Annotated in this window: 17 protein-coding genes and 1 tRNA gene; 9 read left to right on the plus strand and 9 right to left on the minus strand. The window is 54.4% G+C overall.

Annotation, left to right across the window (positions count from 1 at the left end; genetic code table 11):
- The first annotated feature begins 16 nt into the window (after nucleotides 1-16).
- From VHE34_RS29715 to VHE34_RS29745, 7 genes are all read left to right on the plus strand, one after another.
- Nucleotides 17-1,315, plus strand: a complete 1,299-nt coding sequence (locus tag VHE34_RS29715; RefSeq protein WP_325594952.1) for a nucleotide sugar dehydrogenase — start codon at nucleotides 17-19, stop codon at nucleotides 1,313-1,315.
- Nucleotides 1,315-2,379 (plus strand): dTDP-glucose 4,6-dehydratase, encoded by a 1,065-nt coding sequence (gene rfbB, locus VHE34_RS29720; protein WP_325594954.1) that lies wholly within the window; start codon nucleotides 1,315-1,317, stop codon nucleotides 2,377-2,379. The genes VHE34_RS29715 and rfbB overlap by 1 nt, the downstream gene beginning before the upstream one ends.
- A gap of 3 nt (nucleotides 2,380-2,382) precedes the next feature.
- Nucleotides 2,383-2,943, plus strand: coding sequence for a dTDP-4-dehydrorhamnose 3,5-epimerase (gene rfbC / locus VHE34_RS29725; protein WP_325594956.1), 561 nt, complete (start codon nucleotides 2,383-2,385; stop codon nucleotides 2,941-2,943).
- The gene (gene rfbD, locus VHE34_RS29730; protein ID WP_325594958.1) at nucleotides 2,936-3,799 is read left to right on the plus strand and encodes a dTDP-4-dehydrorhamnose reductase; all 864 of its coding nucleotides are present in this window, start codon (nucleotides 2,936-2,938) and stop codon (nucleotides 3,797-3,799) included. The genes rfbC and rfbD overlap by 8 nt, the downstream gene beginning before the upstream one ends.
- Before the next feature lie 215 nt (nucleotides 3,800-4,014).
- A complete protein-coding gene (locus tag VHE34_RS29735; RefSeq protein ID WP_325594960.1) occupies nucleotides 4,015-6,942 on the plus strand; it encodes a hypothetical protein in 2,928 nt (975 codons plus the stop codon).
- 2 nt (nucleotides 6,943-6,944) lie between these two features.
- Nucleotides 6,945-8,744 carry a M28 family peptidase gene (locus tag VHE34_RS29740; protein WP_325594962.1) on the plus strand — a complete coding sequence of 600 codons (1,800 nt, stop codon included), beginning with the start codon at nucleotides 6,945-6,947 and terminating at the stop codon, nucleotides 8,742-8,744.
- A gap of 142 nt (nucleotides 8,745-8,886) precedes the next feature.
- Nucleotides 8,887-9,588 (plus strand): head GIN domain-containing protein, encoded by a 702-nt coding sequence (locus tag VHE34_RS29745; protein ID WP_325594964.1) that lies wholly within the window; start codon nucleotides 8,887-8,889, stop codon nucleotides 9,586-9,588.
- Nucleotides 9,589-9,591: 3 nt separating this feature from the next.
- Here the strand turns inward: VHE34_RS29745 and VHE34_RS29750 are convergent, their stop codons facing one another.
- The 4 genes from VHE34_RS29750 to VHE34_RS29765 form a co-directional block, all read right to left on the minus strand.
- The gene (locus VHE34_RS29750; RefSeq protein ID WP_325594966.1) at nucleotides 9,592-11,982 is read right to left on the minus strand and encodes an ABC transporter permease; all 2,391 of its coding nucleotides are present in this window, start codon (nucleotides 11,980-11,982) and stop codon (nucleotides 9,592-9,594) included.
- Nucleotides 11,983-12,053: 71 nt separating this feature from the next.
- Nucleotides 12,054-13,466, minus strand: coding sequence for a hypothetical protein (locus VHE34_RS29755; RefSeq protein ID WP_325594968.1), 1,413 nt, complete (start codon nucleotides 13,464-13,466; stop codon nucleotides 12,054-12,056).
- A gap of 47 nt (nucleotides 13,467-13,513) precedes the next feature.
- On the minus strand, nucleotides 13,514-15,958 hold the full coding sequence (locus tag VHE34_RS29760) for an ABC transporter permease (RefSeq protein WP_325594970.1): 2,445 nt from the start codon (nucleotides 15,956-15,958) through the stop codon (nucleotides 13,514-13,516).
- Nucleotides 15,959-16,180: 222 nt separating this feature from the next.
- A complete protein-coding gene (locus VHE34_RS29765; RefSeq protein ID WP_325594972.1) occupies nucleotides 16,181-18,553 on the minus strand; it encodes an ABC transporter permease in 2,373 nt (790 codons plus the stop codon).
- Between the two features lie 385 nt (nucleotides 18,554-18,938).
- Here VHE34_RS29765 and VHE34_RS29770 point away from each other — a divergent pair, with 385 nt between their 5' ends.
- Nucleotides 18,939-20,123 (plus strand): ATP-binding protein, encoded by a 1,185-nt coding sequence (locus tag VHE34_RS29770; RefSeq protein WP_325594974.1) that lies wholly within the window; start codon nucleotides 18,939-18,941, stop codon nucleotides 20,121-20,123.
- 243 nt (nucleotides 20,124-20,366) lie between these two features.
- Here the strand turns inward: VHE34_RS29770 and VHE34_RS29775 are convergent.
- Nucleotides 20,367-20,437, minus strand: a tRNA-Gln gene (locus VHE34_RS29775).
- Nucleotides 20,438-20,481: 44 nt separating this feature from the next.
- Between VHE34_RS29775 and VHE34_RS29780 the strand changes: the two genes are divergently transcribed.
- Nucleotides 20,482-21,333: a hypothetical protein gene (locus VHE34_RS29780; protein ID WP_325594976.1), complete on the plus strand. Its 852-nt coding sequence runs from the start codon at nucleotides 20,482-20,484 to the stop codon at nucleotides 21,331-21,333.
- 282 nt (nucleotides 21,334-21,615) lie between these two features.
- Here the strand turns inward: VHE34_RS29780 and VHE34_RS29785 are convergent, their stop codons facing one another.
- The 4 genes from VHE34_RS29785 to VHE34_RS29800 are packed head-to-tail and all read right to left on the minus strand — an operon-like array spanning nucleotide 21,616 to nucleotide 26,461.
- On the minus strand, nucleotides 21,616-22,632 hold the full coding sequence (locus tag VHE34_RS29785) for a UbiA family prenyltransferase (protein ID WP_325594978.1): 1,017 nt from the start codon (nucleotides 22,630-22,632) through the stop codon (nucleotides 21,616-21,618).
- A complete protein-coding gene (locus tag VHE34_RS29790; protein ID WP_325594980.1) occupies nucleotides 22,629-23,561 on the minus strand; it encodes a glycosyltransferase family 2 protein in 933 nt (310 codons plus the stop codon). Before VHE34_RS29790 ends, VHE34_RS29785 begins: the two co-directional genes overlap by 4 nt.
- Nucleotides 23,554-24,702: a glycosyltransferase gene (locus VHE34_RS29795; RefSeq protein ID WP_325594982.1), complete on the minus strand. Its 1,149-nt coding sequence runs from the start codon at nucleotides 24,700-24,702 to the stop codon at nucleotides 23,554-23,556. The genes VHE34_RS29790 and VHE34_RS29795 overlap by 8 nt, the downstream gene beginning before the upstream one ends.
- On the minus strand, nucleotides 24,692-26,461 hold the full coding sequence (locus VHE34_RS29800) for an ABC transporter ATP-binding protein (RefSeq protein WP_325594984.1): 1,770 nt from the start codon (nucleotides 26,459-26,461) through the stop codon (nucleotides 24,692-24,694). The genes VHE34_RS29795 and VHE34_RS29800 overlap by 11 nt, the downstream gene beginning before the upstream one ends.
- Between the last annotated feature and the right edge of the window lie 297 nt (nucleotides 26,462-26,758).

The raw sequence follows: 26,758 nt of genomic DNA on the forward strand, positions 1-26,758 counted from the left end.
TGTTAACTAAACTATTATGAACGAAGTCAAGATCTACGAAGAGCTACTGGCCAAAAAAGCAAAACTCGCCGTCATCGGCCTGGGGTATGTTGGACTCCCCATCGCACTCGAATTCGCCCGAAAAATTTCCGTCATCGGCTTCGACATCAACGCCCGGCGCATCGATATGATGCGCAACAGCATCGACCCCAGCAAAGAGGTCGATGCCTCTGATTTCAAGGACCGTGACATCGTCTTCACCGACGATATGGAGGTCTTGAAAGAAGCCCGGTTCTTCATCATCGCCGTACCCACTCCCGTCGACAAATACAACGTACCCGATCTGAAACCGCTCGTCGGCGCCTCCACCACCGTTGGAAAAGTGCTCAAGAAAGGCGACTACGTCGTATACGAATCCACCACCTACCCGGGCTGCACCGAAGAGGATTGCCTGCCCATCCTGGAAAAGAATTCCGACCTGAAACTCGCCAACGGCGATTTCAGCCTCGGCTATAGCCCCGAACGGATTAACCCGGGTGACAAAAAACACACCCTTCGCACAGTCATAAAGGTCGTTTCCGGCAACACCCCCGTGGCCCTCGACGAGATTGCAAAAACATACCGCCTCGTCGTCGACGCCGGCGTCCACCCCGCCCCCTCCATCAAGGTGGCCGAAGCCAGCAAGATCATCGAGAACACCCAACGTGACCTCAATATCGCCCTCATGAACGAGCTGTCCCTCATTTTCGACCGCATGGGGATCAACACCTACGACGTCATCGAAGCCGCCGGGACGAAATGGAACTTCCTTAAATTCCAGCCAGGCCTGGTAGGCGGTCACTGTATCGGTATCGATCCCTACTACCTTACCTACAAGGCGGCGGCACTGGGCTACGAGTCAAAGGTCATCGCCTCTTCCCGTTATATCAACGACGACATGGCCCGCTATGTCGCCCGCAAGATCATCACCCATGTCCTGCGCGTTTCCAACGAGCCCCGCGTGCTCGTAAAAGGCGTTACGTTCAAGGAGAACGTCAGCGATATCCGAAACTCCCGGATCGTCGACACCGTGAAGGAACTGCTGGCCTTCAATATCGCCGTCGATATCGAAGACCCCTATGCAATGGAAGATGAAGTCCATGAAGAATACGGCCTCTATCTCTGCCGAAAGGTAAACGCCAACTACGACGCCGTCATCATCACCGTCCCCCACGTCCAGTACAAGGACCTGGATGACGCTTATTTTACAGCCATCACCCGCGATGGCGCCCTCATCGCCGATCTTAAGGGCACCTATAAGAACCGGATCAATAACAGAAAATACTGGAGTCTGTAATGGTAAACGAAAGCAAGACAATTCTAATTACCGGCGGCGCCGGTTTCATCGGCTCACACGTAGTGCGGCTGTTCGTTACGAAATACCCGCAGTACCGCATCGTCAACGGCGATGCCCTCACCTATGCTGGAAACCTCGGGAACTTGAAAGACATCGAGTCCGCCCCCAACTACGTATTCGAAAAGGCGGATATCATCGACGGCCCACGCATACAGGAGCTTTTCGTCAGGTATAAGTTCGATGCCGTCATCCATTTGGCCGCCGAAAGCCATGTCGACCGGTCCATAATGGATCCCCTGGCCTTCGTTCGCACCAACGTACTCGGCACCGCCAACCTCCTCCACATCGCCGGCAATGCCTGGAAAGGTAACTATACCGGCAAACTGTTCTATCACGTGTCCACCGACGAGGTCTACGGCTCGCTCGGCGACACCGGCTTCTTCACGGAAGAGACGCCCTACGACCCGCGTTCCCCGTACAGCGCGTCAAAGGCTTCCTCCGATCATTTCGTAATGGCCTGGCATCATACCTATGGCCTGCCGGTCATCCTTTCCAACTGTAGCAACAACTATGGCAGCAATCACTTCCCGGAGAAGTTGATCCCGCTGATGATCAACAATATCCTCAACAACAAACCCCTGCCGGTGTACGGCAAAGGGGATAACGTCCGCGACTGGCTCTTCGTCGACGACCACGCTCGCGCCATCGACACCATCTTCCACAAGGGCAGGGTAGGGGAGAAATACAATATCGGCGGCTTCAACGAATGGAAGAACATCGATATCGTCAACCTCCTCTGCAGCGTCATGGATAAAAAGCTCGGACGCTCCCCCGGAGAATCGGCGAAATTGATCACCTACGTCACCGACCGCCCCGGCCACGATCATCGCTATGCGATCGACGCGACAAAGCTCAATAAGGAACTGGGCTGGAAACCCTCCCTCCAGTTCGAAGAAGGCCTGGAAAGGACGGTCGACTGGTACCTCGGCCACCAGGACTGGGTGAAACAAGTCACCTCCGGAGATTATAGGAAATATTACGACGAACAATATCACAAACGATAAAGGATGCCCTTCAAAACGACCGACATCCCGGGACTGATCATCTTTGAACCCGCCGTATACAAGGACGAACGGGGCTGGTTCTACGAATCCTATAATGAGCAGACCTTCCAAAAGCAGGGCCTGGACATGCACTTCGTCCAGGACAACCAGTCCTTCTCAAAATACGGGGTCATCCGCGGCCTGCACTACCAGCTGGACCCCCACGCCCAGACCAAATTGGTCCGCGTACTGGAAGGCACGGTTCTCGACGTAGCCGTCGACATCCGCAAAGGCTCACCTACCTTCGGAAAATCTGTGGCCGTGGAACTCTCTGCGGAGAACAAACTACAGCTCCTCATCCCCCGCGGCTTCGCCCATGGCTTCTCCGTACTCAGCGAAACGGCTCAGCTCGCCTATAAATGCGATGGGCTCTACAGCAAGGAAAGCGAAGGCGGCATCCGCTTCGACGACCCACAACTCGCCATCGACTGGAAAGTCCCCGCAGGAAAGGCCATCGTCTCCTCCAAAGACCTCGAGCTGCCCTCCTTCGCTCAATGCCGGAACAATTTTGAATACCATGGCTAAGATCACCATCCTCGTCACCGGCGGCAACGGCCAGCTCGGCCGCGAACTCCAAATGCTCGCCGCAAGACACCCAGCCTACAATTACGTCTTCACCGATCGTAGCACGCTCCCCATCGAGGACGAACAACAGGTCAACGCCTTCTTCGCTACCCATCGACCCGCCTGGTGCATCAACTGCGCCGCCTACACCGCAGTCGACAAAGCCGAATCCGATAAAGCCGCCGCATTCCGCATCAACGGCGACGCCCCCGGCTACCTCGCCGCCGCCTGCAAAAAGCACGATGCAAAGCTGATCCATATCTCCACCGACTATGTCTTCGACGGCAACTCCGCCGTCCCGCTCAAAGAAACCGACCCCACCTGCCCCATCAACGTCTATGGCGCATCGAAACTGGCCGGCGAACAAAAAGCCATGGAGAACAACCCCGGCGCCACGGTCGTCATCCGCACCGCCTGGGTCTACTCCGAATTCGGCAACAACTTCGTAAAGACCATGATCCGGCTCATGAAAGAACGCCCCGCGATCAACGTCGTCGACGACCAATTGGGCTCCCCAACCTATGCCGCCGACCTGGCCGCCGCCATCCTGCAGATCGTTACTCATCCCCACTTTGCCCCCGGCATCTATCATTACAGCAACGAAGGCCGCATCACCTGGTACCAGTTCGCCCTCGCCATCCGCGAGCGCATCGGTAGCACCTGCACCGTAAATCCCATCCCCAGCAGCCAGTTCCCCACCCCCGCCAAAAGACCCCATTACTCCCTCCTGGACAAAACACTTATTCGTAACACGTATCAACTGACCATTCCCGCCTGGGAGACCGGACTCGAAACCTGCCTGGCTCATATTGGTTGACAATCATTTACTTATCTCAGATAAAGTTTTCCCTTAATGTGGAAAATTATTTTGTGTCGAATCTGGCGGAATTTTGAATTTGTCTAATTCATAAGTCCTTGTTGGTCATTTTGTTCGTCCCAAGAACGTATTTTCCTGTAATCGAGGCTGTGTTTGTACGATTGGACTTGATCCTTTTCTTGTCTAGCTTGCATTCATCTTTTTAATCCATCCTTATGAAACCTTTGTACACCCTATTCCTTATCCTGGCATTATTGTGCTGCCTGATAAAGCCTGACGGCATCCGCGCCGAGGGGACAAAGCAGGTCATGCCAAATACCACGAATGGGACGGGTCTGATCGTCTCCACCACCTCCAGCTTCCCCCTGGGTAGCGTCGGTAGCTACCTGGGCGCTCCCCTCGACAATCATATCCAGATACATATTGCCGATTTTAATACGGAGGTTTTCTATTATGGGTTCAACTGGGAACCGCTTTCTCCTTCCGGCACGCCCAGCACAGGGACCTATTCCGACGTTTATATGAACATCTATGACCCCACGGGCACGCTCGTTCAGACGGTCAATCTTCCTTCTACGGTCGGTACCCCCGGATTTATCGGCGGAGTCAACGGCTATGTCAACGCGATCAGGGGACCGCAAATCGCCGGCGTCCCCACCAACGGGTATCTCCCCCTTTCCTTCACCCCCACGATGAACGGGGACTATTATGTTTCCTTCTATCGAAGTACGGACGGCGGCGTCACCCACATCAGCGGCGGCGAGTCCATGCTGGCCAAATACTTCGACATCACGGTCGCCCAAAATTCGATTCCGGTTGCCGGTCGCGTCCACTGTAACGAGTGGGCTTTTTCCGTTTACAACCCGGCCAAGAACGATATCCAGGACCCCGCTACCTCGACCAATGCCGCCTTCTATGGCTATACGCCCGACTCGGTAACCGTCAAGGTATCGTTCCCTTCCCCGCCGCTTACCAACGCCAGCGGATTCATGCCCCTTTCCTATATCATCGCCTTTAACAGCTTCGGCTGTATCAATAACGGCAACTGGCTGGTCGACCGGAATTCGATCAATCTGCAAAACCTTGTCTCCCCCTACCTAACCGGCGGTTTCGATGTATTTCTCAACCCACCGGATCCCAACGTCTATCCGGCCTGTGTGATCCCGAGCGCGCCGATATTGCTGGCGCCCGTCATCTCGGGCTGTCCCCCCGGGCCGTATAACATCCGGTTCAAGGCGCCACAACCCGGGGACTATTACCTGCTTTTCGATCTCAACGGGGTCCCCGGTTTCCAGAACAACACCGCCGACCGCTTCATCGAACTCATCAACCAACCTGCCGCCATCCGCACCTATGTCTGGGATGGTAAGGATGGTCTGGGCAACGTCGTACCTGCCAATACTACCTTCCCGATCATTTTCTCCTATCGGAAAGGCCGTATCAATATCCCCTTCTATGATGTGGAGCTAAACGTCAACGGCTTCCGAGTCGATGGATATGCTCCTGCCGCCGCCGTGCAGTCGAATGCGATCCTGTACTGGAATGACGCAGGTTTGACAAGTATGGGTAACTGTACCACCGGCTCCAGCAACAATAACAATAGTAGCGGTATCGGTTATGACAACTCGGTCGTCGGCGTCAGGCCGGTATGGCCGGGCGGCGGTGCGGTCACCTATGGTCGCGCCTGGAATGGGAACGGGAACATTACCAACCAGACCCCTGCCGACTCCGTCAGCTATAGTGGAACATACAACAACCATGATAACCTGCAGTGTAACGACTACGGTAACGCCCGCCTGCTCAACACCTGGGCCTGGGGGATCACCCTCGACACCACCCAGATGCTGACCCTTCAGTGTATCACCGTATCGGGTACCGTATGGGATGATGCCGACGGCAGCGCCAACGGCGGCTTTACCAACATCCGCACCAACGGCGAGGCTCCGACAAACGCCGGCAATACGCTTTATGCCAACCTCGTGGACCCCATCACGGGGAACGTCCTCTCCACCACCACCGTGGCGGCCGACGGCACCTATACGCTCGTCAACTGCCCCGTCAACGCGGTCGGCATGGAGGTCTACATCACCACCTCGCCCGGCACCGTCGGAAGCCCCGTGCCCACGGCGCAGATCCCGTCCACCTGGACCAACACCTCTCCGCTGATCGAAACCTTCACCTCGGGCACTTCCTCGGTGACCGGTATCGACTTCGGCATCGAACAGATACCCAATTCATTCGATCAGTATTATACCATCGGCACGCCCGTGCTCAACTCGTTCCTGCCCCTCAACGGCTCCGGTAGCGTATCCAGCCCCGGCCCGCTCACGGGCTCCGACCCCGAAGACGGATCGATGGGCAGCGGCAAAACCGTCGTCATCACCACCATACCCAGCAACGAACAGTTGTATTATAATGGTTCGCTGCTCGGCAACGGATATAAGATCACGAATTATGATCCCACGCTCCTGCAGATGAAATTCACAACGGTGAATACCCTGAGCACGTCGTTCCAATATGCGTATGTCGACGCCGCGGGCAAACAGGACCCGACCCCGGCGACCTATACCATCAATATGTCCGTCGTCCTCGCCCAGTCGCTCGGCACCTTTACAGGCAAGGCCACCGGCCAGGGCAACCTGCTCACCTGGACATCGCTCGACGAAACCGCCGCTACCCGCTTCAAGATCCAGCGTTCGGTCGACGGCCTTACGTACCAGAACATCGGCAACGTTCCGGGCACGGGCAACGGCACAAGCGTCAATCATTCATTCACGGACGAAAGTCCGATCCCTAATACCCCTAATAACTACCGTTTGGAATGGACAGACGGGAGCGGCAATCTCGCCTACAGCAATGTGGTGACCATTGCCTCTTCCCTCGTGAACGCGGTCATGGACGTCGCGCCGAACCCCTTCCGGGATCAGCTGACGGTCCGTCTCAGCCTCATCGGGACGCAGCGTGTCTCCATCAGGCTGCTGGACAGCAAGGGAGTGCTCGTCCAGCAGGGACAATATGAAGGCATCAGAGGTGTCAACACCTTTACGCTCGAGGGATTGTCCTCACTGCCGGCCTCTGTCTACCTGGTTCAGATCGTGCTCGTCGATCAGGTCTTTGTAAGAAAGGCTTTTAACAATCGGTAACTATGAAAACCTATTTGCCGGCCCTCCTCCTCACGCTTGCGTGGGCAGGTGGCGCCTACGCACAATCCGGGGAAGCCGTTACCTCAAACGAGGTCAACAAGATCATCCTGGGGAATTATACGCCCTCGGATTATCAGGCTGCGACCGTCATCACCGATCCCGCCGTGATTTCGACAGGATTGCTGAATGACATCTCACCGGACTCCCTAAAAGCCTATTTGATCATGCTCAATAGCTTCCAGAACCGCAACACATTCTCCGACACCAGTTCCAGCTCCTTTGGGATCGGTGCGGCGAGGCGTTGGGTCCTGAGCAAGTTCCAGCAATACAGCGCCGCCAACGACGACCGCCTCAAATCGGCCTATCTCACCTTTACTTACAACCCCTCCGGCGCAGGTTGCGGCAGCACCAGTTCCATCAACAAGCACGCCGATGTGATTGCCGTGCTGCCCGGCAGTCAGACGGCCAACAAGTCGCTCATCATCGTCGAGGCGCATATGGATAGCCGGAATGTCAGCAACTGCGATGTCACCGGAAGCGCCCCCGGTATCGGTGATAACGCCACCGGCACCGCGCTGGTCCTCGAGCTGGCCCGCGTCATGAGCAAGTACACCTTCCGGAATACGATCCTCTTCTCCGTCAACACCGGCGAAGAACAGGGGCTCATAGGGGCCAAAGCCCTGGCGAACTATCTTTCGAACAACAATGTGCTGATAAAGGCCGTCAATAACAATGACGTATCGGGCGGCGTGTTCTGTGGCCATACGGCCTCCGCCCCGAGCTGTCCCTTCTATGGAGACATCGACAGCACCGACCTGCGCATCTTTTCGTTGGGAGATTTCAACTCCCCGGACAAACAATGGGCCCGCTATATAAAGCTGGAGTATAAAGAGCAGCTGCTCAGCCAGGTCGCCGTTCCCACCAATATCCAGGTGATGGAACCCGAGGATCGTACGGGTCGCGGCGGCGATCACCAGGCCTTTACAAAGATTGGCTACACCGCCGTCCGTTTCACGCAGGCCAACGAGGACGGCAACGGCAGCAATGGCTCAGGCTATTCCGACCGCCAACACAACGTCCGCGACAGCCTGGGACACTACAACAGCTCCACACATACCATCGACTCGATCTATGTCAATACGAATTATCTCGCCCGCAACGCGCTCGTCAATGGCAACTCGATGGCCATGGTCGCCCTAGGACCGGACACCATATCGATGATGGGTACCCTCTGGTCCGCCAATACGATCAAGGTGATGTTCAACCCCGCGAACAGCCCCGCCTATCGGGTTGCCGTCCGTTCGGCGACAAACGACTGGGATACGGTCTATACCGTTACAGGGGCGTCATCCGCCGTGCTGAAGGTGCCGTACGCGAGCAATACCACGTTTTATGTCAGCGCCGCGGCCATGGACGCCAACGGTACGGAGAGCCAGTTCTCCACGGAATATATCTTGTCTACCGGTTTGTTCATCCTCGACCTGCAGCCGGATAGCACCCATCCCGCGGCCGGCGATCCGGGCGACCAGGGCATCCGCCTGATGCCCAACCGTCCCAACCCCTTCGACGAGGCCACGATGATCGCCATCTCCTCCGGCACCGACGCCTATGCCGACCGGTGTTGCCTGCAAATCAGCAGCCTGGATGGCCGGTTGGTCGAACGCATCCCGGTCCATCTCCAGAAAGGCCTCAACCAGGTGGTTTTCAATCATGGTTTCGGCGTTTCGGGCGTCTACATCTGCTCGCTGATCATCGACGGCCTGCCCGTCCAAAGCACAAAAATGATCTTCCGAAAGCAATAAATTTCCTTATCCCTGATTCCACGCGCTCGGCCCCCGGTAATTCGGGGGCCATTTTTTTGGCGCGTGCAACAAAAGCTGCCGCTCTCCCGACTTTAGAGTAACCTTTTAAGAAAATAAACGTTCAACAAAAAAGAATCAACGCATGAAAACGCTAAAAATGGCCGCTCTGGCCCTGTTCCTGATAGCCGGCGTAGTCGGCAAGACCTTCGCCCAGTCCGAACAAAACCGCTCCGTCTCCGGCTATCATGGAATAAGCACCGGGGGCTCCTTTAACGTACACGCAAAGATCGACGGCACCGAAAGCCTCCGGCTCAGTGGAGACGCCGCGGATCTCCAGAAGATCGAAACCGTCGTCGAAGACGGGGTGCTCAAAATCCGCTTCTACAAAGAGTATGAACGGAGACACGAACACATTGGCCGGGTCGACGTCTATGTCAGCGCCAAAGCGCTTTCGTCCGTAGGCCTTGGCGGCTCCGGCTCCATCGATGTAGAGGGCACTGTAAAAGGAGAAAAGGTAAAGGTCAGCGTAGGCGGCTCCGGTAACATCACTGCCGTTGTCGAGGCCGACGATTTAACGGTCAGCATCGCCGGCTCGGGCAATATCGATCTCCGCGGCAAGGCCGAAAATTCCAACATTTCCATCGCCGGCTCCGGCAACCTCAAGGCGCCGGATCTGAAGGTCAACGGCGCCGAGATCAGCATCGCCGGTTCTGGTGACATCCGGATGGAGATCAACAAGTCCCTCTCAGCTCATATCGCCGGCTCGGGCAGCGTCAACTACACCGGCAACGCTACCGCCGTCAATATCACCTCCGCCGGCTCCGGCCGTGTGCACAAGATGTAATAGTTATTCACTTCGAAGCGACTGCACGGGATTGACCATGGCCGTCTTGATCGTCTGATAGCTCACCGTTACAAAGGCGATCGACAGGGCCATGGCTCCCGCCGCAGCAAAGACCCACCCACTGATAGTCACCTTATAGGCAAAACCCTCCAGCCACCTGTCCATCGCCCATCCCGCAACCGGGAAAGCGATCAGTAGCGATAACCCCACAAGGACCAAAAATTCCCTGGCCAGCAAGGCCACGATCCCTGCCTCGCCCGCACCCAGCACCTTCCGCACACCGATCTCCTTCGCCCTCCGCTGGGTCGCAAAGGTCGCCAATCCAAAAAGCCCCAGGCAGCAGATGAGGATCGACAGCGCCGAAAAAATAGTGAACAGAAACCCCATCCGTGCCTCGGCGCGGTAGAGCCGGTCCAGGTCCTGGTCGACAAAGCCATAGGAGAACGGCGCATTGCCATAATATCTCGCAAACCCGCTTTGAATGGCCGCCAGCGTCTGCCTCGTAGTTCCCGGTTTGGTCCTCACTAAAATAATATCATCATTCGAATCGTGTTTGATCACCAACGGCCCGATCGGCTGGTTCGCAGGCCGGAAATTGAAGTCCTTTACCACGCCGATGACCGGACCCTCGAGATCGTTGAGGGTGATTAGCTTCCCGATCGCCGCTGAAGCGTCCACACCCATCGCCCGGGCCGCCTTCTCATTGATCACGTAACGATCTCTTCCGTCCGTAGGCGAATAATATCGGCCCGCGACCATCTTCAGACCCAGCGTGCTGGCATAACGATCATCGCCACCGGTACGGACGGCAAGTACCAGGGTCTTGTTATCCATGCCACGCCATCGCAAAGGGGTGCTCGCGCCCATATTGTCCGGCAGCTGCCAGCTACAGCTGACATCGGCGATCGCCGGGTTCTGCCGCAGCTCCAACTTGAGGGCAGCCCCGCCGTCACCGGGTTGCGCCAGCTCGGCAATTCGGAAATACAACAGGTTGTTCTTGTCGAACCCGATGTCGCGGTTATGCAGGAATTGCAGCTGGTCATAAATAATGATCGTGCAGATGATCAGGATCACCGAGAGGGCAAACTGCAGGACCACCAGCCCGTTGCGCAGCAGCGATCCCTTCACGACCCTGGCCCCCTTCAACACCTGCACCGCATTGGACGCCGAAAGATAAAAGGCCGGGTAGCACCCCGCCAGCAGACCCGCGGCCAGCGCGATCCCGATCACCTTCAGCAGGAACCAGCCATTCAGCAAGGGCAAGGAGATCGATTTGCCCGAAAGCTCGTTGAAAAAAGGCAATGCCAGGGCGACAAGCGTCAGCGCCAGCACCTGGGAAAGCAGGGCAAGCAGGATCGATTCGCCCAGGAATTGCGCGATCAGCTGTCTCCGTAAGGCCCCGATCGTTTTACGCAGGCCCACCTCTTTGGCCCTCTTGCTCGCCATGGCCGTCGACAGATTCATGAAGTTGATACAGGCAATGGCAAGGATGAACAGCGCGATCAGCGAAAACAATCGGACAGATTGGATATTGCCCTGACCATCCAGATCGTTCTTTAGATTCGACCGCAAGTGGATATCCGGCAGCGCCTGCAGCGTCCAAGAGGCGGGCACAGCGGGAGTATTGACGATATTTTTATCCCGGATATCCTTCAGGCGCTGTTCGATCTTCCGCAAGGTCGCCACATCCGGCTCCACTTCATCCCCGAGCTGCAGATAAGTGCGGCAGTCGAAATACCGCCAGGTCTGCGTCGGATCGATGCCGCTGTTCCCCATCCTCTCCGGCAGCAGCAGGTCGAACTGCAGGTGCGATTGAGCCGGTACATCCCACAACACGCCCGCCACCTCCAGAGTCAAGCTGTCATTTTCATCAAAGATGCGTTGCCCCATCGCCGCGTCCACATTCCCGAAATATTTCTTTGCCGTGGTCTCCGTCAGCAACACGCTATTGGGCTCCCTCAGCACCATCGTCTTATTACCCCTCAGCAGCGGATAATTAAAGATCTCCAGGAAATTCGTATCCACGCAAAAGATCCGTTTCTCCTCGAACTTCCGCGTCCCCACCGTCATCAGCTTCTGCGCATCATAAAGATGTGTCACCCGCCGCACCTCCGGCACCGCCCGCCCGATTGCCGCCGCAAACGCCGTCGGCACCATCGCCGTCCCCACCGCCTCCTGCAATCCCGACCCCGCCCCCGGCCCCACCTTCCCCACCAATCGGAAGATCCTTTCCGCCCCCGGCGTGAATTTGTCATACCCCAACTCATCCTCCACCCACAAAAAGATCAAAATGATCGCCGCAAACGCCACCCCCAATCCCATCCAGTTCAATCCCGTCGCAAGCCGGTTCCGCCGCATGTTCCGTAGAGCAGTCTTTAGATAATTCAGTATCATGGTGTTTATGGTTTAGCCCGCGGCATCGCCGCCTTACCAATAAATTACGGAAAATTTCCCTGACAGGAGCGCTAATAGCCAAGTTCCTTTAGCGCGTTGCCCAATGCCTCGTCGGAATCGAAATAGTTGGCCTTTAGCTCAGCCAGCCGGCCGGGATTGCCAAGAGCCTTGCTAAGCGTGGTTTCCAGGAAAGTATAGTTCGTAAAGTCGCCGGGCATCTTCAGCAACTGTTGCATCCACTCCCAGGTGGCCTTCTCGCCGATCTCCTTCTGGATGGCCATATAGACAAAGGGAGCGAAATAGTAGACATACAATTCCCGGTTATGAAAGTCCCTTTCTGTCCGGATACGGGTGAATGGAAGAGGTTTGAAATCCTTCATCGCCTTCACCTTCTGAGCGATCCTCTTTTTATAGATACTGTCCGGCAGTAGGGTCCGCGACACGTTCAGAGACAGGAATTCTGCCAACCCCTCGCCAAGTACTGGCGAAAAATCGGTGTTGAAATAACGGGACGTCCCAAAATAGAAATGGCCCAGCTCGTGCGATAGGGTCGAGATCAACCAGCTGTTCCCCTGGGGATCGGCATAGCTGTTGAGGGCATATTTCCCGAAGCCGACATTGACGATGCTGGGAAAGGCTACGAATGCCCACGCATGATCTGGCGCCGTCGGCGTTGCCTGGATATAGGTGATCGTATCCGTAAAAGGTATTTTCAAATGGGATTCATAAAAATGTTTGATATCATTCGTCATCTTCGTGAAGCTCCGTAGATGGGTCTCATCCAGACCCGCGTTGAGGAAGAACGTACCCTGCGAATTCACCACCGGGAAGTCTCCCGCATACATAAACATCTCCCGGGGAACATCGCTGTGCAGGTGGGCATGCGTCCCGGAAACCGGCGCCGTCCCGTTAACATAGATCACCCGGCAATCCGGACAGTCCACATCCAGATCATATCTGACCCGCTCATACCGTTTTTTCATCTTAATATCGTAGAGCACCGGGTACCAACAGCTCTGAAGACCGTCAGCCCGCACGGAATAGCCATTAAAGGCGATGTTTCCCCGCCAATCCTCAACAGACACTTCCCCCGACATAGCCGTATCCGTTACTACCGGGAACTTACCCGTATACCGGAAGCGGATGGCCTTTGGCAGGAATTTGCCGCCCTGCTTCGGATCCGCGCCAAAATAGTACCCGTTGGTTTCGTCGGTGCTGGTGGAATCGTTCGAGGAACGATCGTAATAGATCTTGAAATCCGGCTGCACACTCCTGAAATAGAGGATGTTCATCCCGGAATTGATCCGGATCAGATAGTCGCTGATAAAGGGATAACCCCTTAAAGTGAGGTCGCAATCCATGGTGCCCTTTTCGATCGATAGGTGGACCGTTCCCGTAAGATAAGGAATGGAATCCTGGGCAATAGCAGATAGAGAAAAGGAGGCGAGGGATAAGGCCATGAGGCCGGCAATTAGCTTTCTCATGACCAGCTCAACGTCTAAGTTTTCGATTTATTGCAGGACGACGCCGATTATTCGCTGCGGAGGGATTTTATGGGGTTAGCGAGGGCCGCGCGGATGGCCTGAACACTCACCGTCAACAGGGCAATGACGAGGGCGACGGCGCCGGCCACGAGGAAGATCCACCAGCCGATCTCCGTACGATAGGCAAACGTCTCCAGCCACTTGTACATGGCCCACCACGCGGCGGGGAAAGCGATGAGCGCAGCGATCCCGACAAGCATCGTGAAGTCCCTGCTGAGCAGACCGACGATGCTGGTGACGCGGGCGCCAAGGACCTTGCGGATCCCGATCTCCTTGGTGCGTTGTTCAGCGGCATAGGTGACGAGGCCGAAGAGACCGAGGCAGGCAATGAGGATGGCGAAGACCGCGAACGTGATGAAGATCCGGCCGGTCTGCTGTTCGGCGTGATACAATTTATCAAAGTCGTTATCCATGAAGGTGTAGCTGAAAGGCACTCCTTGCTTAACGGAATGGAAGGCACTTTCCACCTGCCGGATGAGACCGAAGACGTCATTCGTGTGGAGGCGGACGGCCATGGTGCTCCAGTTATACGTATTGACCACCATAACAAGGGGATGGATCTTGTCATGCATGGAGTTGTAGTTGAAATCCTTTACGACGCCGACGACATGATAGGTGATTGTATTGTACAGATCATCATGATTGTAGAGGATCAGATTGAGCGGGTCCTTCACACCGAGCGTCGCTACGGCGGCTTCATTGAGGAGGATGGCGGTGGAGTCGGTAGGAAATTGCGCGAGGTCGATGTTGCGGCCTTTGACGATCTGCATGCCGAGGGTGGGAACATAATGGCCGTCGACCCTCAGCGTGGTCATGAGGATCGATTTCCTGGCGTCCAGCGAGGCCTCCCGGAACCAGCCTTCTTGCCAGTACTGATCGCCGCCGACGGTAGGGATGTCGGGGGTGACGGTTGCATCGGTGACCCCGGCAAGGGTGAGCAGGTTCTTGCGAAGATGGGTCGTGCCCTCCCGGCCGAGCGACCAGGTATCATGGATAACGAGTACCTGGTCCCGATTAAAGCCGACTTCCTTATTTCGAATATAATGCAGCTGGCGATAGATGACGAGGGTACTGACGATGAGGCCAATGGAAATAAAAAATTGAAACACCACCAGGCTGCTACGAAGCCAACTGCTCTTAAAGCCTGCGGCTATCTTTCCTTTCAATACCTGGATCGGCTGGAAGGAGGAAAGGTAGAAGGCGGGGTAGCTGCCGGCGAGACAACCGATCACCAACACCAGGAGGAGGAGGACGGGCAGGAACCGGCCGCTGAAGAGCATGTCGGAATGGAGCGATTTGCCGGCAAGCTGATTGAACATCGGCAGCAGCAGGACAGCAATGCCAAGGGCGAGGACGAGGGAGAAGACGCTGAGCAGGATGGACTCGGTGAGGAACTGGAGGATGAGGTGCCCTTTTGTCGAGCCGGCGACCTTGCGGATACCCACCTCCCTGGCACGGTTCGCCGAGCGGGCGGTGGTGAGGTTCATGAAATTGACGCAGGCGATCACGACGATGAGTACTGCGATGACGGAAAAAATATATACATACTGAATATTGCTGTTTGCTTCGAGCTCACCAGACTTATTGGAATGGAGGTGCACCTCGGTGAGGGGGAAGATGCGGCACCGGAAATGATTACCCGCTTTCTCGAGATCGGCGCCCGAAACGTGGAACATTCCCTGGAGGGCCGGGCCGATATGGAGGTTGACGACTTCATCTACATCCTTCTGGACCTCCGCTCGCGTGGTGCCCGGTTGGGCAAGGATATAAGTATAATAAGGATTACTTACCCAGTCGTTGTCACTGGGGTCATTGAAGTTGTAGGCTTCGCGCATGGGGCGAATGAAGCTGAAATGGAATTGGGACTGTTCCGGCATATCCCGGATGACCCCGGTGATTTGGAGGGGTATATTGTCTGTACCTACCTCCAGCGTGCGGCCGACGACATCGGTGTTGTTGAAATAGCGGCGGGCGGCGCTTTCATCGATCACGATGGAATGAGGGTTGTTAAGGGCGGTATTGGGGTCGCCGGCGATCATGGGCAAAGTGAAGACCTTGAAGATCGTCGAGTCGGCGAAAACGAAGCGATGTTCGAGCACATGGTCGTTTCCTTTTCTCACCAGCTGGTCGCCCGGGTTGCGGAACCGCACCATCTGCTGGATCTTCGGATAGGAAGCGACGAGCGTGGGACCGAAAAATTTGGAGGTGGTGACAGCGTCGTACTTGGTATTATTGAGGTAGATATCCTCATCGATCCGATAGATGCGGTCGGCGTTGACGTTGTAGCGGTCGTAGCTGAGCTCGTCGGTGACGTACAGGACGATCAGCAGGCAGACCCCCAGGCCGGTAGCGAGACCGATGATGTTGAGCGCCGTAAAACCTTTGCTTTTCCTAAGGCTGCGTAAGGCAATCTTGAGATAGTTTTTGAACATGTTCATTTGGATTATCCAAAAGAGTGCCGGGTATATAAAGTCTTGAAGACCACTTTTCTGTCACGGCCTGTGGGAGACATGATGTTCGGTTTCGATACAGCGATCGTGCAGAAACGAGCATCGGACCCGATAGGTCCCCGATTGGAAAAAAATGGATAGCCGCCTCTCTTTATTGTACACGTCTGCCTCCGCGTCGAACCCTTCTGCTTTTGGGTGCAAAGATTATTCCGATTTCAGACTCCTGGAAGGATTGACCAATGCAGCCTTGACCGATTGGAAACTGATGGTAAGAAAAGTCAGCAGGATTACCAGGAATCCGGCCAGCAGGAATATGCCCCAACCGCGCTGGATATGATAGACAAAAGATTCCAGCCAATTCCCGGTCATCCACCAGGCCACCGGGAAGGCGATCAACATGGAAAAGCCGATCAGTTTCAGATAGTCCCTGGAAAGTAGCAGGACTACTCCGCTTACCGATGCACCGAGCACTTTGCGGATACCGATCTCCCGGCTGCGGCGCTGGATGTTAAAGGCAGCCAGACCAAACAGTCCCAGACAAGAAATCAAGATGGCCAGACCGGCAAAACAACGGGAAAGGACGGATACCCGTTTTTCAGCTGCGTATAAGCGCTGATAGCTCTCATCGAGGAAACTGGCAGTAAGCGGGAAGCCGGGATTGTACTGCCCGTACAGTTGCTTTAACTGGTCGATGGCAGCGGTCTCCTTACCGGGTTTGATCTTCAGCATGAAGCGGTAGGCATCCTTCGGATTCAGCCTGGCGAAAAGTGGCTTGATCTTATCATGCAGCGATTGAAAATTAAAATCCTTCATAACCCCGACGATCTCGAGGTCCTTACCCCAGATGGTAACTTTTTGACCGATAGGCCTGGTCATACCCATGAATTTGACGGCGGCTTCATTGAAAATGATCTTATTGGTGTCTGCCAAATACTCCTGGGAATAGGGGCGTCCTTCCTTCATGGCAATATTGAGCACATCCTGGAAATTGTAATCGACGTTCATGATCTCGAATTCTGTCCTGTCGTTGGGGTCTTTCCCGGCCCATACCACGCCATGTGTTCCACCGCTATGCCCGGTCAGGGAATGCCCGATGCAGGAAGCCTGCGCGACACCCGGGATATTCCGGACGGCATTCAAAAAGCTTTCCTGTTGTAGCGGGTCCGATAATTTTCCTTCCTTATAAAAAGCAAGGACATTGTCACGATCATAACCCAGCTTCCTGGTTTGAATAAAATGGATCTGCCGGTACACCACCATCACGGATATAATGAGGATCACCGAAAGGGAGAATTGAAATACCACCAAACCCTTGCGCACAAAAAGTTCGCTGGTAGCGGTCTTGACCTTGCCCTTGAGGACCATGGCGGGCCTGAAGCCGGACAGATACAAGGCAGGATAACTCCCGGCCAGTAGTCCCGTAACAAGCAGGATCACCACTGTCCACAAGATCAAACCCAAACCCGGATGATTCAGTGTCAATTGTTTGTCAGTGATCCCGTTGAAAGCCGGCAATACAAGCGCAACGAGCAAAATGGCAACCAGCAACGAAGCAAAAGCCATGAGCAGCGATTCGCCGAAATATTGCAACACCAGCGTAAACCTACCGGCGCCGACCACTTTCTTGATGCCAACTTCCTTGGCCCTGCCCGCCGCTTTAGCGGTGGAAAGGTTCATAAAATTGATACAGGCGATCAGCAGGATGACCCCGGCAATAATAGAAAACAAGCGGACATACTCGATTCGACCGCCGACCTGTTTGCCATCTTCATAGCGACCGTAGAGATAAGCTTCCGAGAACTTGGCAATGAACGGGGTACGGTAAAGGATCTCGTTGTTGGTCTTCCTTTTGAGATAGTTTGCGAGCTTTTGATTAAAGGCTGTTACGGAAACGCCTGGTCGTAGGATCACATAGGTATGGGGGAATGTCGAACCCCAATCCTGGAATCCAGGTTCCTTATCCTTCAATAGATCATCAGTCAGCAGGAAATCGAATTGTTCGGAAGAATGGTTGTCCGGTTTTCGAAAGATCCCGGTTACGGTATAGGGATGCGGTTCGTGCTGTAATTCAACGGACTTGCCGATCACATCCACCGTGCTACCGAACAGACGGATGGCCATGTCATCCGAAAGGGCAATGGAATTTCTCCCCATCAAGACTTGGTTCGAGTCTCCCTGAAGCAGGTCGTAAGAAAAGACCTTGAAAAGATCCTTGCCGGCATACAGGCCATCGGCACGGATATTTTTTTCATTATTGGCAGATAATATTACATTATTCTCGCTGGCGGTATTGACTGCGTATTGTACTTCCGGCATATCATTGGCCAGGGCATCGGCCATCAGTCCTGAAGTGGTTTGCGCGGTCCAGATGCCCGAAGCCTGCTTGCGATTTTCCATGACCTGGTAAAGCTGGCCGTCCTTTTTATTGCCACGGTCCATTTTCCATTCATCGCTCACCCATAAATAGATCAGCAGAGTACAGGCCAGACCTGTCGACAGGCCCACTACATTGAGAAAGGTAAACTGGCTGTCTTTGACGAGATTACGCCATGCGATCTTGATATAGTTTTTGAACATAACCGGCTTATTGGTCCTTCGGATCGCTAAAAGAATGCCGGTTTATCAGGCCACTGCTTATCAGACATTTGTGTAAAAGAGTGATAATGAAATTGTCCGCTTTTGATACGCAGGCTGGCCGGTATTGCCCTGATGGTAGGTCATCATTTTGTATGGAACCCGGCAAACTGGCAACAGGAAGATGGTTTCATCGATATTAAAGGTAGGCGATCTAACCTGCACGGCCACTGCTACTTCGACACGGTCATCTAAGAAGCCATTGCCGGCGAGGAGGACAACTGATATTCTATTGGTGGGTTTGTCTTGTCAGCTATTAATTAGTTAGATTTGAGATTGTTCGCTATTTTGAGTATTTTTACTCATTGTATTGAGTAATTTGTAGAATATGTTTGAACGCCCTCATTTGCAACTTCTTACGAAGAGAATTATTGAACCAAGAAGATTTATTCAAGTATTAGTTGGTCCACGCCAGGTTGGGAAAACAACCTTAGTATATCAACTAATAGAAAAATGCAAATTACCTAGCTATTTTGCCTCCGCGGATGCTGTCGCCGCTTCTAACGTAAGCTGGCTTGAGCAGCAATGGGAAACAGCACGCTTGAAAATGGACCAGGAAAAGGCCTCAGAGTTCCTATTGGTGATCGATGAAATTCAGAAAATAAAGGATTGGAGTGAAATTGTAAAGCTACTATGGGATACCGATACTCACACAAAAAGAACACTGAAGGTAATCCTGCTGGGATCATCTCGTTTATTATTGCAGCAAGGGCTTACCGAATCTTTGGCAGGAAGGTTTGAGACAACTTATATGGGACATTGGTCGCTATCGGAAATGGAGCAGGCTTTTGGTTGGACCAGCGATCAATATGTCTGGTTCGGTGGCTATCCGGGATCAGCGCCGCTGATCGCTGAAGAACAACGATGGAAGGCATATGTCCAGCAGGCCCTTATCGAAACGAGTATATCAAAAGACATACTCATGCTCACCAGGATTGACAAGCCTGCTTTGATGAAGCGTCTTTTCGAATTGGGATGTCTTTATTCCGGCCAAATACTTTCTTATACAAAGATGATCGGACAGTTGCAGGATGCCGGCAATACGACTACTTTATCGCATTATCTTGACTTGCTGAATACGGCAGGCTTATTGGCAGGGATCGAGAAATTTTCCGGTAACTTAATTTATAAAAGATCTTCAAGCCCTAAATTTCAGGTACACAATACAGCATTGATCAGTGCCCAACGGGGAGAACTGTTCGAAGAAATACAAATAAGGCCAGAAGAATGGGGCAGGTTGGTTGAATCCTCTATAGGAGCTCATTTGATAAATTACTCGCTGGTTGAAGGATTTGTAGTTTCTTATTGGCGCGAAAGAAACGAAGAGGTTGATTTCGTCCTGGAAAAAAAAGGAAAGGTTATTGGACTTGAGATCAAAAGCGGTACGACGCAATCTTCATCGGGAATTTCAGCGTTTAAGAAGGCGTTCAACCCCGATAAAGTGTTGCTGGTAGGGAAAAGCGGAATTCCCTGGCAGGATTTCCTAAAATTAAATCCTGGAGAATTGTTTTAACCTGCTACGGCAAAGATTTTCTTTGGAAATCACTTGATCTTGTGTCTTACTATTGATGACGAGAAGGGAAAAATATTACGTTCCTGGAATGGTTAGCCTATTGGGACTGCCGATTGCTTCGTGTCGATTTGAGGGTGGTACCCATGATTGATCTCTGGTTTTCCCTTTTCCCGTCCGCCCACCTGAGCAAGCTCGGCTCGCTCCCGGAAAAACAAAACCCGCAACTTTGTTGCGGGTCACTTGTTGCCCAACCTGGATTCGAACCAAGACTAAAAGATCCAGAATCTTCTGTACTACCATTATACTATTGGGCAATGGGAGGGCAAAATTAGGGAATTTTGACCTTATTTTGCCAAATATGGCAAAGCTATTTCTCCTGGTCGCCACCCTCCTCGGCATCTCCCTCCTGCCCGGAACCGTCGCAGCGCAGAAGCCCGCCGCGGCACAGACACCCACCGCAAAGCCCGCCGCAACCCCAAAACCAACCCCCGCAAAAACCACACAAAACCAAACCCCCACACAATCAAAGCCTTACCCGATCACCGCCGCCGATTCGGCCATCCACTTCGCCGACAGCATCTTCCACAATCCCTCCCTCCTCTATCAAATAGTCCAACCTGATATCCCCGCCGATATCCAATCCATCCTGGTCCGCTTTAACAATGCCCTCGTCGCCAACCGGGATTGGTTCCAGCAATACCGCGCCGCCTATGCCGGCAAACCGCTTCCCTATAACCAACGCTTCGGTATCAACCCCGAGGAATACAAAAGACTTCAAAACCTCGAGCAGGCTCCGCCGCAACTCGTCCCGATCGACACCCAAAAAGTCACCGTCACCCGCGAAGCCGGCTACCTTCGATTCACTACCGACGGCGACATCCGCCTTCTGGATTATTTTCAGATCGACCTTCAGAATAATTTCGTCATGTTCGCCGCCGACACGATCCCGCTCGCCGGCCGCACCGTCACGACAGCTCTTAGCCCCTATGGCCAATGGGAAGGCTATACCTGGCGCCTCCAAAAAGCCGATGCCGCCCAAAGCCTCGCCACCGGCCACGTCACCGCCCGCGTCGTCGAGGTCAACCTGGGCCTGACCCCGCCAGAAGCGGAAACCAACCGTCGCAAGGTCTTTCTTCGCCTTAAATACCAGGATATGGTCAATGGAGAAGCAAAAGCCAACCTCGAACTCGTCGGCTATCTCCTGCAGTAATCGCCACACAAACCTCATCCGTCGCAAAACCTCCATCTGTCGCACAAATCCCACCCGCCACACAAACCACCCGTCACACAAACCCCATCCGCCACTCATTCAGCCGCCAGGAAGCCCACCCGCAAGGAAGCCCGCCGACCAGAACGTGCCGCCAGGAAGCCCACCCCCAAGGAAGCCCACCGACCAGAACGTGCCGCAAAGCAGCTCCCCGCCACAGGACACACCGCCTCAAGCTCCCTGCCAAGGGCAAACCCCTCCAATTCTCCACCCCACGCGAAGCCCCTACGAGCGACTCGCCTCCGGCCCCGGCGCCTTCGCGATATGCCATGCAAATCGCAAAACCCGGTAAATGGAAAACCAGAACAGCGCAACGTGCGCAAACAACACGATCCAGTCATTGCGAAACGCCAACGACCCCCACATCAATAAGGAAAGGGGAAGGAACACCTGGTAAAAATCCGCCAGGAAGATAAGATAAGGATAGGGATATCCCGGCGGCATCAGGATCACGACGATGCGGAACTCCAGCTTCCGCCAGCTCGCCGCCACAAACAAAAGATAGAAGATAAGAGATACCACCGGAAGGGGCTTGCCGATCCGCCAGAGCATGACCCCCAACGCGATCATCTCGACCCCCAGGATCGCCCACTCCCGCGTGCGGAACAGGGATGGGGCCACCCCGGTCGCATAGGTCGGCGTCCCCGAAGCAATATCATTCTCCCGGTCGAAGAACATATGCCAAAGGATCCCCCGCATCCCATAAAGCAAGGCCCAGAGACCCACCGCAGAAAACCAGATCCAGTCCATCGGTTGCCCCATATAGTGGCTCACGCTGGCAACCACGAACAGGCTGGTGAACAAATGGGCCCCCGATGCATCCGCAAGAACGCCCCAGATGCCCCTTTTCTTCAGCCGGATCGGCGGGATCGAATAACAGCTGAACGCGATCCACGGCATCACCGCCAGCGCCATGATCAGTACATGCGGGAAAAAGCTGGCAGTATACGCCGCGCCCAAAAACAACGCCACCGCCGGGAAGATCCATCGCCGCGATGGCCGCACTCCCGCCATCCGGTTCTTCTTCCCGATGGCCAGGTCATCCTCCATATCCGTAATGTCATTGATCACACTCACATAGGCAGCCCCAAGCGCCATCGCCAGCATAATATAAAGGAGGTAAGGGCTCGCTTCCACGAGACTCTTCCCCGACTTCATAGCCGTGGCATAGCCGATCGCCAGCAGCGGAGCTACCTTGTAGCCCCACCACTCCGAGGCCCTTATTGTCTTAATGGCTTTCATTTCAAAAGCTTCTTCCAGCCGATTTTAGCGAAAAGCAACGGGTTCAACCAAAAAGCCTGCGCCAGTTTCAATACACTACGTCCGTAATGCGCCTTCATCATAAAGCTCAGCTTCATCAACTGGAACGAATGATCGATGCACCGGTCCTGCAGCACACCGACTTCCTCCGCGGTCAATCGCCGCGAATATCGTCGCAGCATCTCCCGCGTGTCCTCCACATACATCAACGTCAGCACCTCATATTGATCCCGGCCGTCATAAATGTTGTCCTGGTTGATCGTCTTTGTCCACAGCTTCTCCCGGATCATCGCCCCTCTCGCCTCCTTTGAAAGTACAATATCCAACAGCAGGCACCAGTCATCGGCGACATGGACCCGGTCATTCCAGACTCCTACAAAGGATTCCCGCCGGATCACAACCGAAGAGGAGGGGGAAGGACAACATTCCAGGTACAACCTTCGCAACTCGGGATACGAGAACAGCACCGGCGACCCGGTCCTGCTGGCCCAATACCATCGCAAATACTTGAATTCCGCAAAATAATCAATCATCCTCCCATCGGGCATCTCCTGATACCAATTGATAAACACAAAATCCAGCCCAAACGTTGCTATCGCATCGACAGCTCTTTCAAGAAAGACCGGATCCCATACATCATCGCTGTCCAGCGATGCGATGACACTCCCCTTCGCAAACCCAAGACCCGTGGTTCGGGCCGCGGCCTGCCCGCCGTTGGGCCGGTAGACATATTCCACCCCCGGATAGCCTTTTACCACGTCGGCGGTGTCATCCGTAGAGCCATCGTCGACAACGATGATCTGCTTATAAGGATAGGTCTGCCCCAACGCACTTTCGATCGCCCTGCCGACCAGCTTCGCCCGGTTGTAGGTGGGAATGATCACGCTTACCGTATATTCAGGATCACTCATGTACTATCGAGATTAAAACCTTCGCGAACTCAGCCTCCGCTGCCACATCCGGCAGCCGGTTCGGCAGATCCCGGCAGGCGGCCAATCCCATCGCCTCCCATTCATCCCGTCGCTGCCAGGCCCGCTCCAGCGCCCCGTCGAACGACTCGGTACCGGTATCTCCAATAAACCCGGTCACGCCGTCGACAATCACCTCCTGACTTCCCCCCGCCGTCGTCGTGATCACCACGCGACCCGCCGCCATGGCTTCCAATACCACCAGGGGCAAACCCTCGCTACGCGAAGGCAAAGCCAACGCATGAAAGTTCCGCCAGCTCGCCCGCACATCGGCAAGCTGACCGGCAAAATGCACATTTGTCAGTCCATACATGCGCGCCATCGCTGCCAATCCTTCCCGATCCACACCGGTGCCGATAAAGGTAAGCTCCACGGGCCGGTCCCGCCATTTGGGCCGCGCCAGCAGCCGGATAAGGATATCCTGCCCCTTGTCAAGCACAAACAATCTCCCGATACAGGCCAGCCGGTAAGCACTGCGATCGGCCGGATAGGGGACAGGTCCCACACCCCGGTCCACCGGGTTGAACACCACCTGGGCATTCCTTAGTCGGATGCCGAATTGTTCCTCCGTAAGCGCCTGGTTATGCCGCGATACAAAAAAACATTTCCGAGCCTCCGTAAGCGCCTTGATCATCCCCGGCCGCTGGTCCGGCTGCGGCCAATAAAAGTCGACCGCCTTCTGACAGATCACGACAAAGGGGATTCCCGCGGCGATGCAATCCTGCGCATAGTTGAGGCCGTCGAAATTGATGCCCTGGGCAATCACCACGAGTGCTGGGCGATCAGCTGACAAACGATGAGTAAAAGCCCGCCGCAGTTCACTGCTCTCGTACCAATATCGTTTCCGCATCCGCAGCAACGCCTTCCGGGCAAAGAACTTCCACTTGGGAGTCTGCAGATCGAACATCCTCACGCCCGATCGGGCAAGCGCCGCCCACCGCGGATGCTGGCGGTTGATCCGATCCTTATACACCACGATCCCAAGACCCGCGGCCTGCAGGATCGGTATGCTCCTTCCCCATAGCTCTTCACTGCCGCCCCATTCCTCGATACAGGTCGATATTATCGCAATACTAGGAGCCATCCGAAACAAATGGTTTCTTTAAAAATAATTTCGAATACGTACCACCCATTGCCACAAGCTCTTCATGCGTCCCATGCTGCTGAACCCGCCCATCACCCATCACGTATATATCATCCGCATGCCGAACCGCCGTCAGCCTGTGACTGATTATCAGCGCAGCCCGGCTGCCGATCCGCTGCCGGAACGACTGGAACAACTCCTCTTCCGACACCGCATCGAGTGCGCTCGTTGCTTCGTCAAAGATGACGAACCGGCTGTTGCTATAAAAAGCCCTGGCAATCGCCAGCTTCTGCCATTGGCCGATACTCACCTCCCGGCCATTTTCGAAGATCCGGCCCATCATCGTCTCGTAACCCTCGGGGAATTTTCGGATATAATCATGGGCTCCCGACTTCCGCGCCGCCTCCTCGATGTCGGAAACGGCCCGGTCCGCACCGTCAATGTCCCCCCAGCGAATGTTCTCCGCCGCAGTGACGTTGAACCGTCCAAAATCCTGGAATACCGCGCTGATATGCTTCCGGTATTCGGCGCTGCGGAACCGGCGGATATCCGTCCCGCCCATGCGGATACACCCCTCCGTTGGATCGTAAAGCCGGCATAACAGCTTGATCAACGTTGTCTTACCCGCGCCGTTCAACCCAACTATCGCAATGATCTTGCCCGGCGGAACCCGAAGCGAGACATTCCGCAGCGCCGGCTCGCGTGAATGCGGATAGGTAAAGCTCACGTTCTCTACCACCAGGTCGACCGACTCGGACTTAGGCACCGGCAATGGATTCTCCGGCTCCTTCAGTGTCGCCCGCAGGTCGAACATCTCGAAAAGATTGTTGATGAATATGTTGTTCTGATAGAGACCCGAGATCCCCGTCGACATCAGCTGCAGGACCCCAAAGGATTGCGGGAACACAATTAAGAACAGCGACATATCCCCCACGCTCATTCGCCCTTTGATCATGCTGAAGCACAAATACGCGATACAGGCAAACAATCCAAGCGTCGCCATGATGTTCGTCAGAAGCTCCTTGAACGTATTGCGACGGGTCATCTGTAAACGTTCACCCATCAATTTGACACGGATTTGGCTATAAATTGCACGGATATGGGTTCCGAGCCCATATCCACGTATCTCTTTGGCTGGACCGTCCTCGGTTATAAGACTGCTCAGATAGGCTGCCTGCCGCTCCACCGGCGTCTGCTTTCTCCGCCACTCATACATTTGCTCGGCATAACGGATACGCACCAACAGGGTCGGCGCTACGAACAACGCCAGCAACGGCAGTAACAACCAGCTGATCGAAATGAGAATGGAGCCGATCGCCAACAAGGTCAGGCAATTCTTGGCGATGTCGGCGAGATTGAGGACCACATTGTTAGGAGCCTCCGGACCCGCATCCTTGGCCCGTTTCATCGTGTCGAAATAAGCCGGGCTCTCATAAAAGGCCAGGTCGAGGTTCACCGCACATTCATGGATCTTCTCATCAATGCTTTCCTTTACCCGCTGCGCCTGGTTCTCGATAGCAAGGGTCGCCAACGCCTTTACAGTGACATAGATCACAGTCCCCGCCGTGATGACGACAAGATACCACACCACCCGCCGGACTTTCTCATCGTCAAAAGGGGTGGCCTTGGTCACTTCATTGATAAGTCGCTTGAAAATATAAAGTAATAGAAGGTAGAGTCCGCTCTCCGCAACGATCGACACCAGGGTAAGCGTAGTCCATTTCTTCGAGATCGACCAGATGAGGCGAATTGTCCTCATCAGACGAAGGTTAGTCTTTAGTTGGTGAACCCGATGACGGATGGTCCCAATCATGCCTCAAAATAATCATAAATATTTAAAAAACAGCATTTTTCGACGCACCCAACCCCGTCGTCGATAGCCCATTTCCAACAGTCAAAAATTCCTCGCAACATAGGGGTCTGTCTTTTTCATCCAATTTTAATCTCTTCGAGCGCGGTTTTAACAGTTTCTTCTACAACACAAACTTAATTTTATTGTCTATTAATAAACAAAGCCCGATTGTCTGAAATATTAGTCATTGAACCAAATCCACGA

It is taken from the genome of Puia sp., from assembly GCF_035546395.1.
GTDB lineage: Bacteria > Bacteroidota > Bacteroidia > Chitinophagales > Chitinophagaceae > Puia.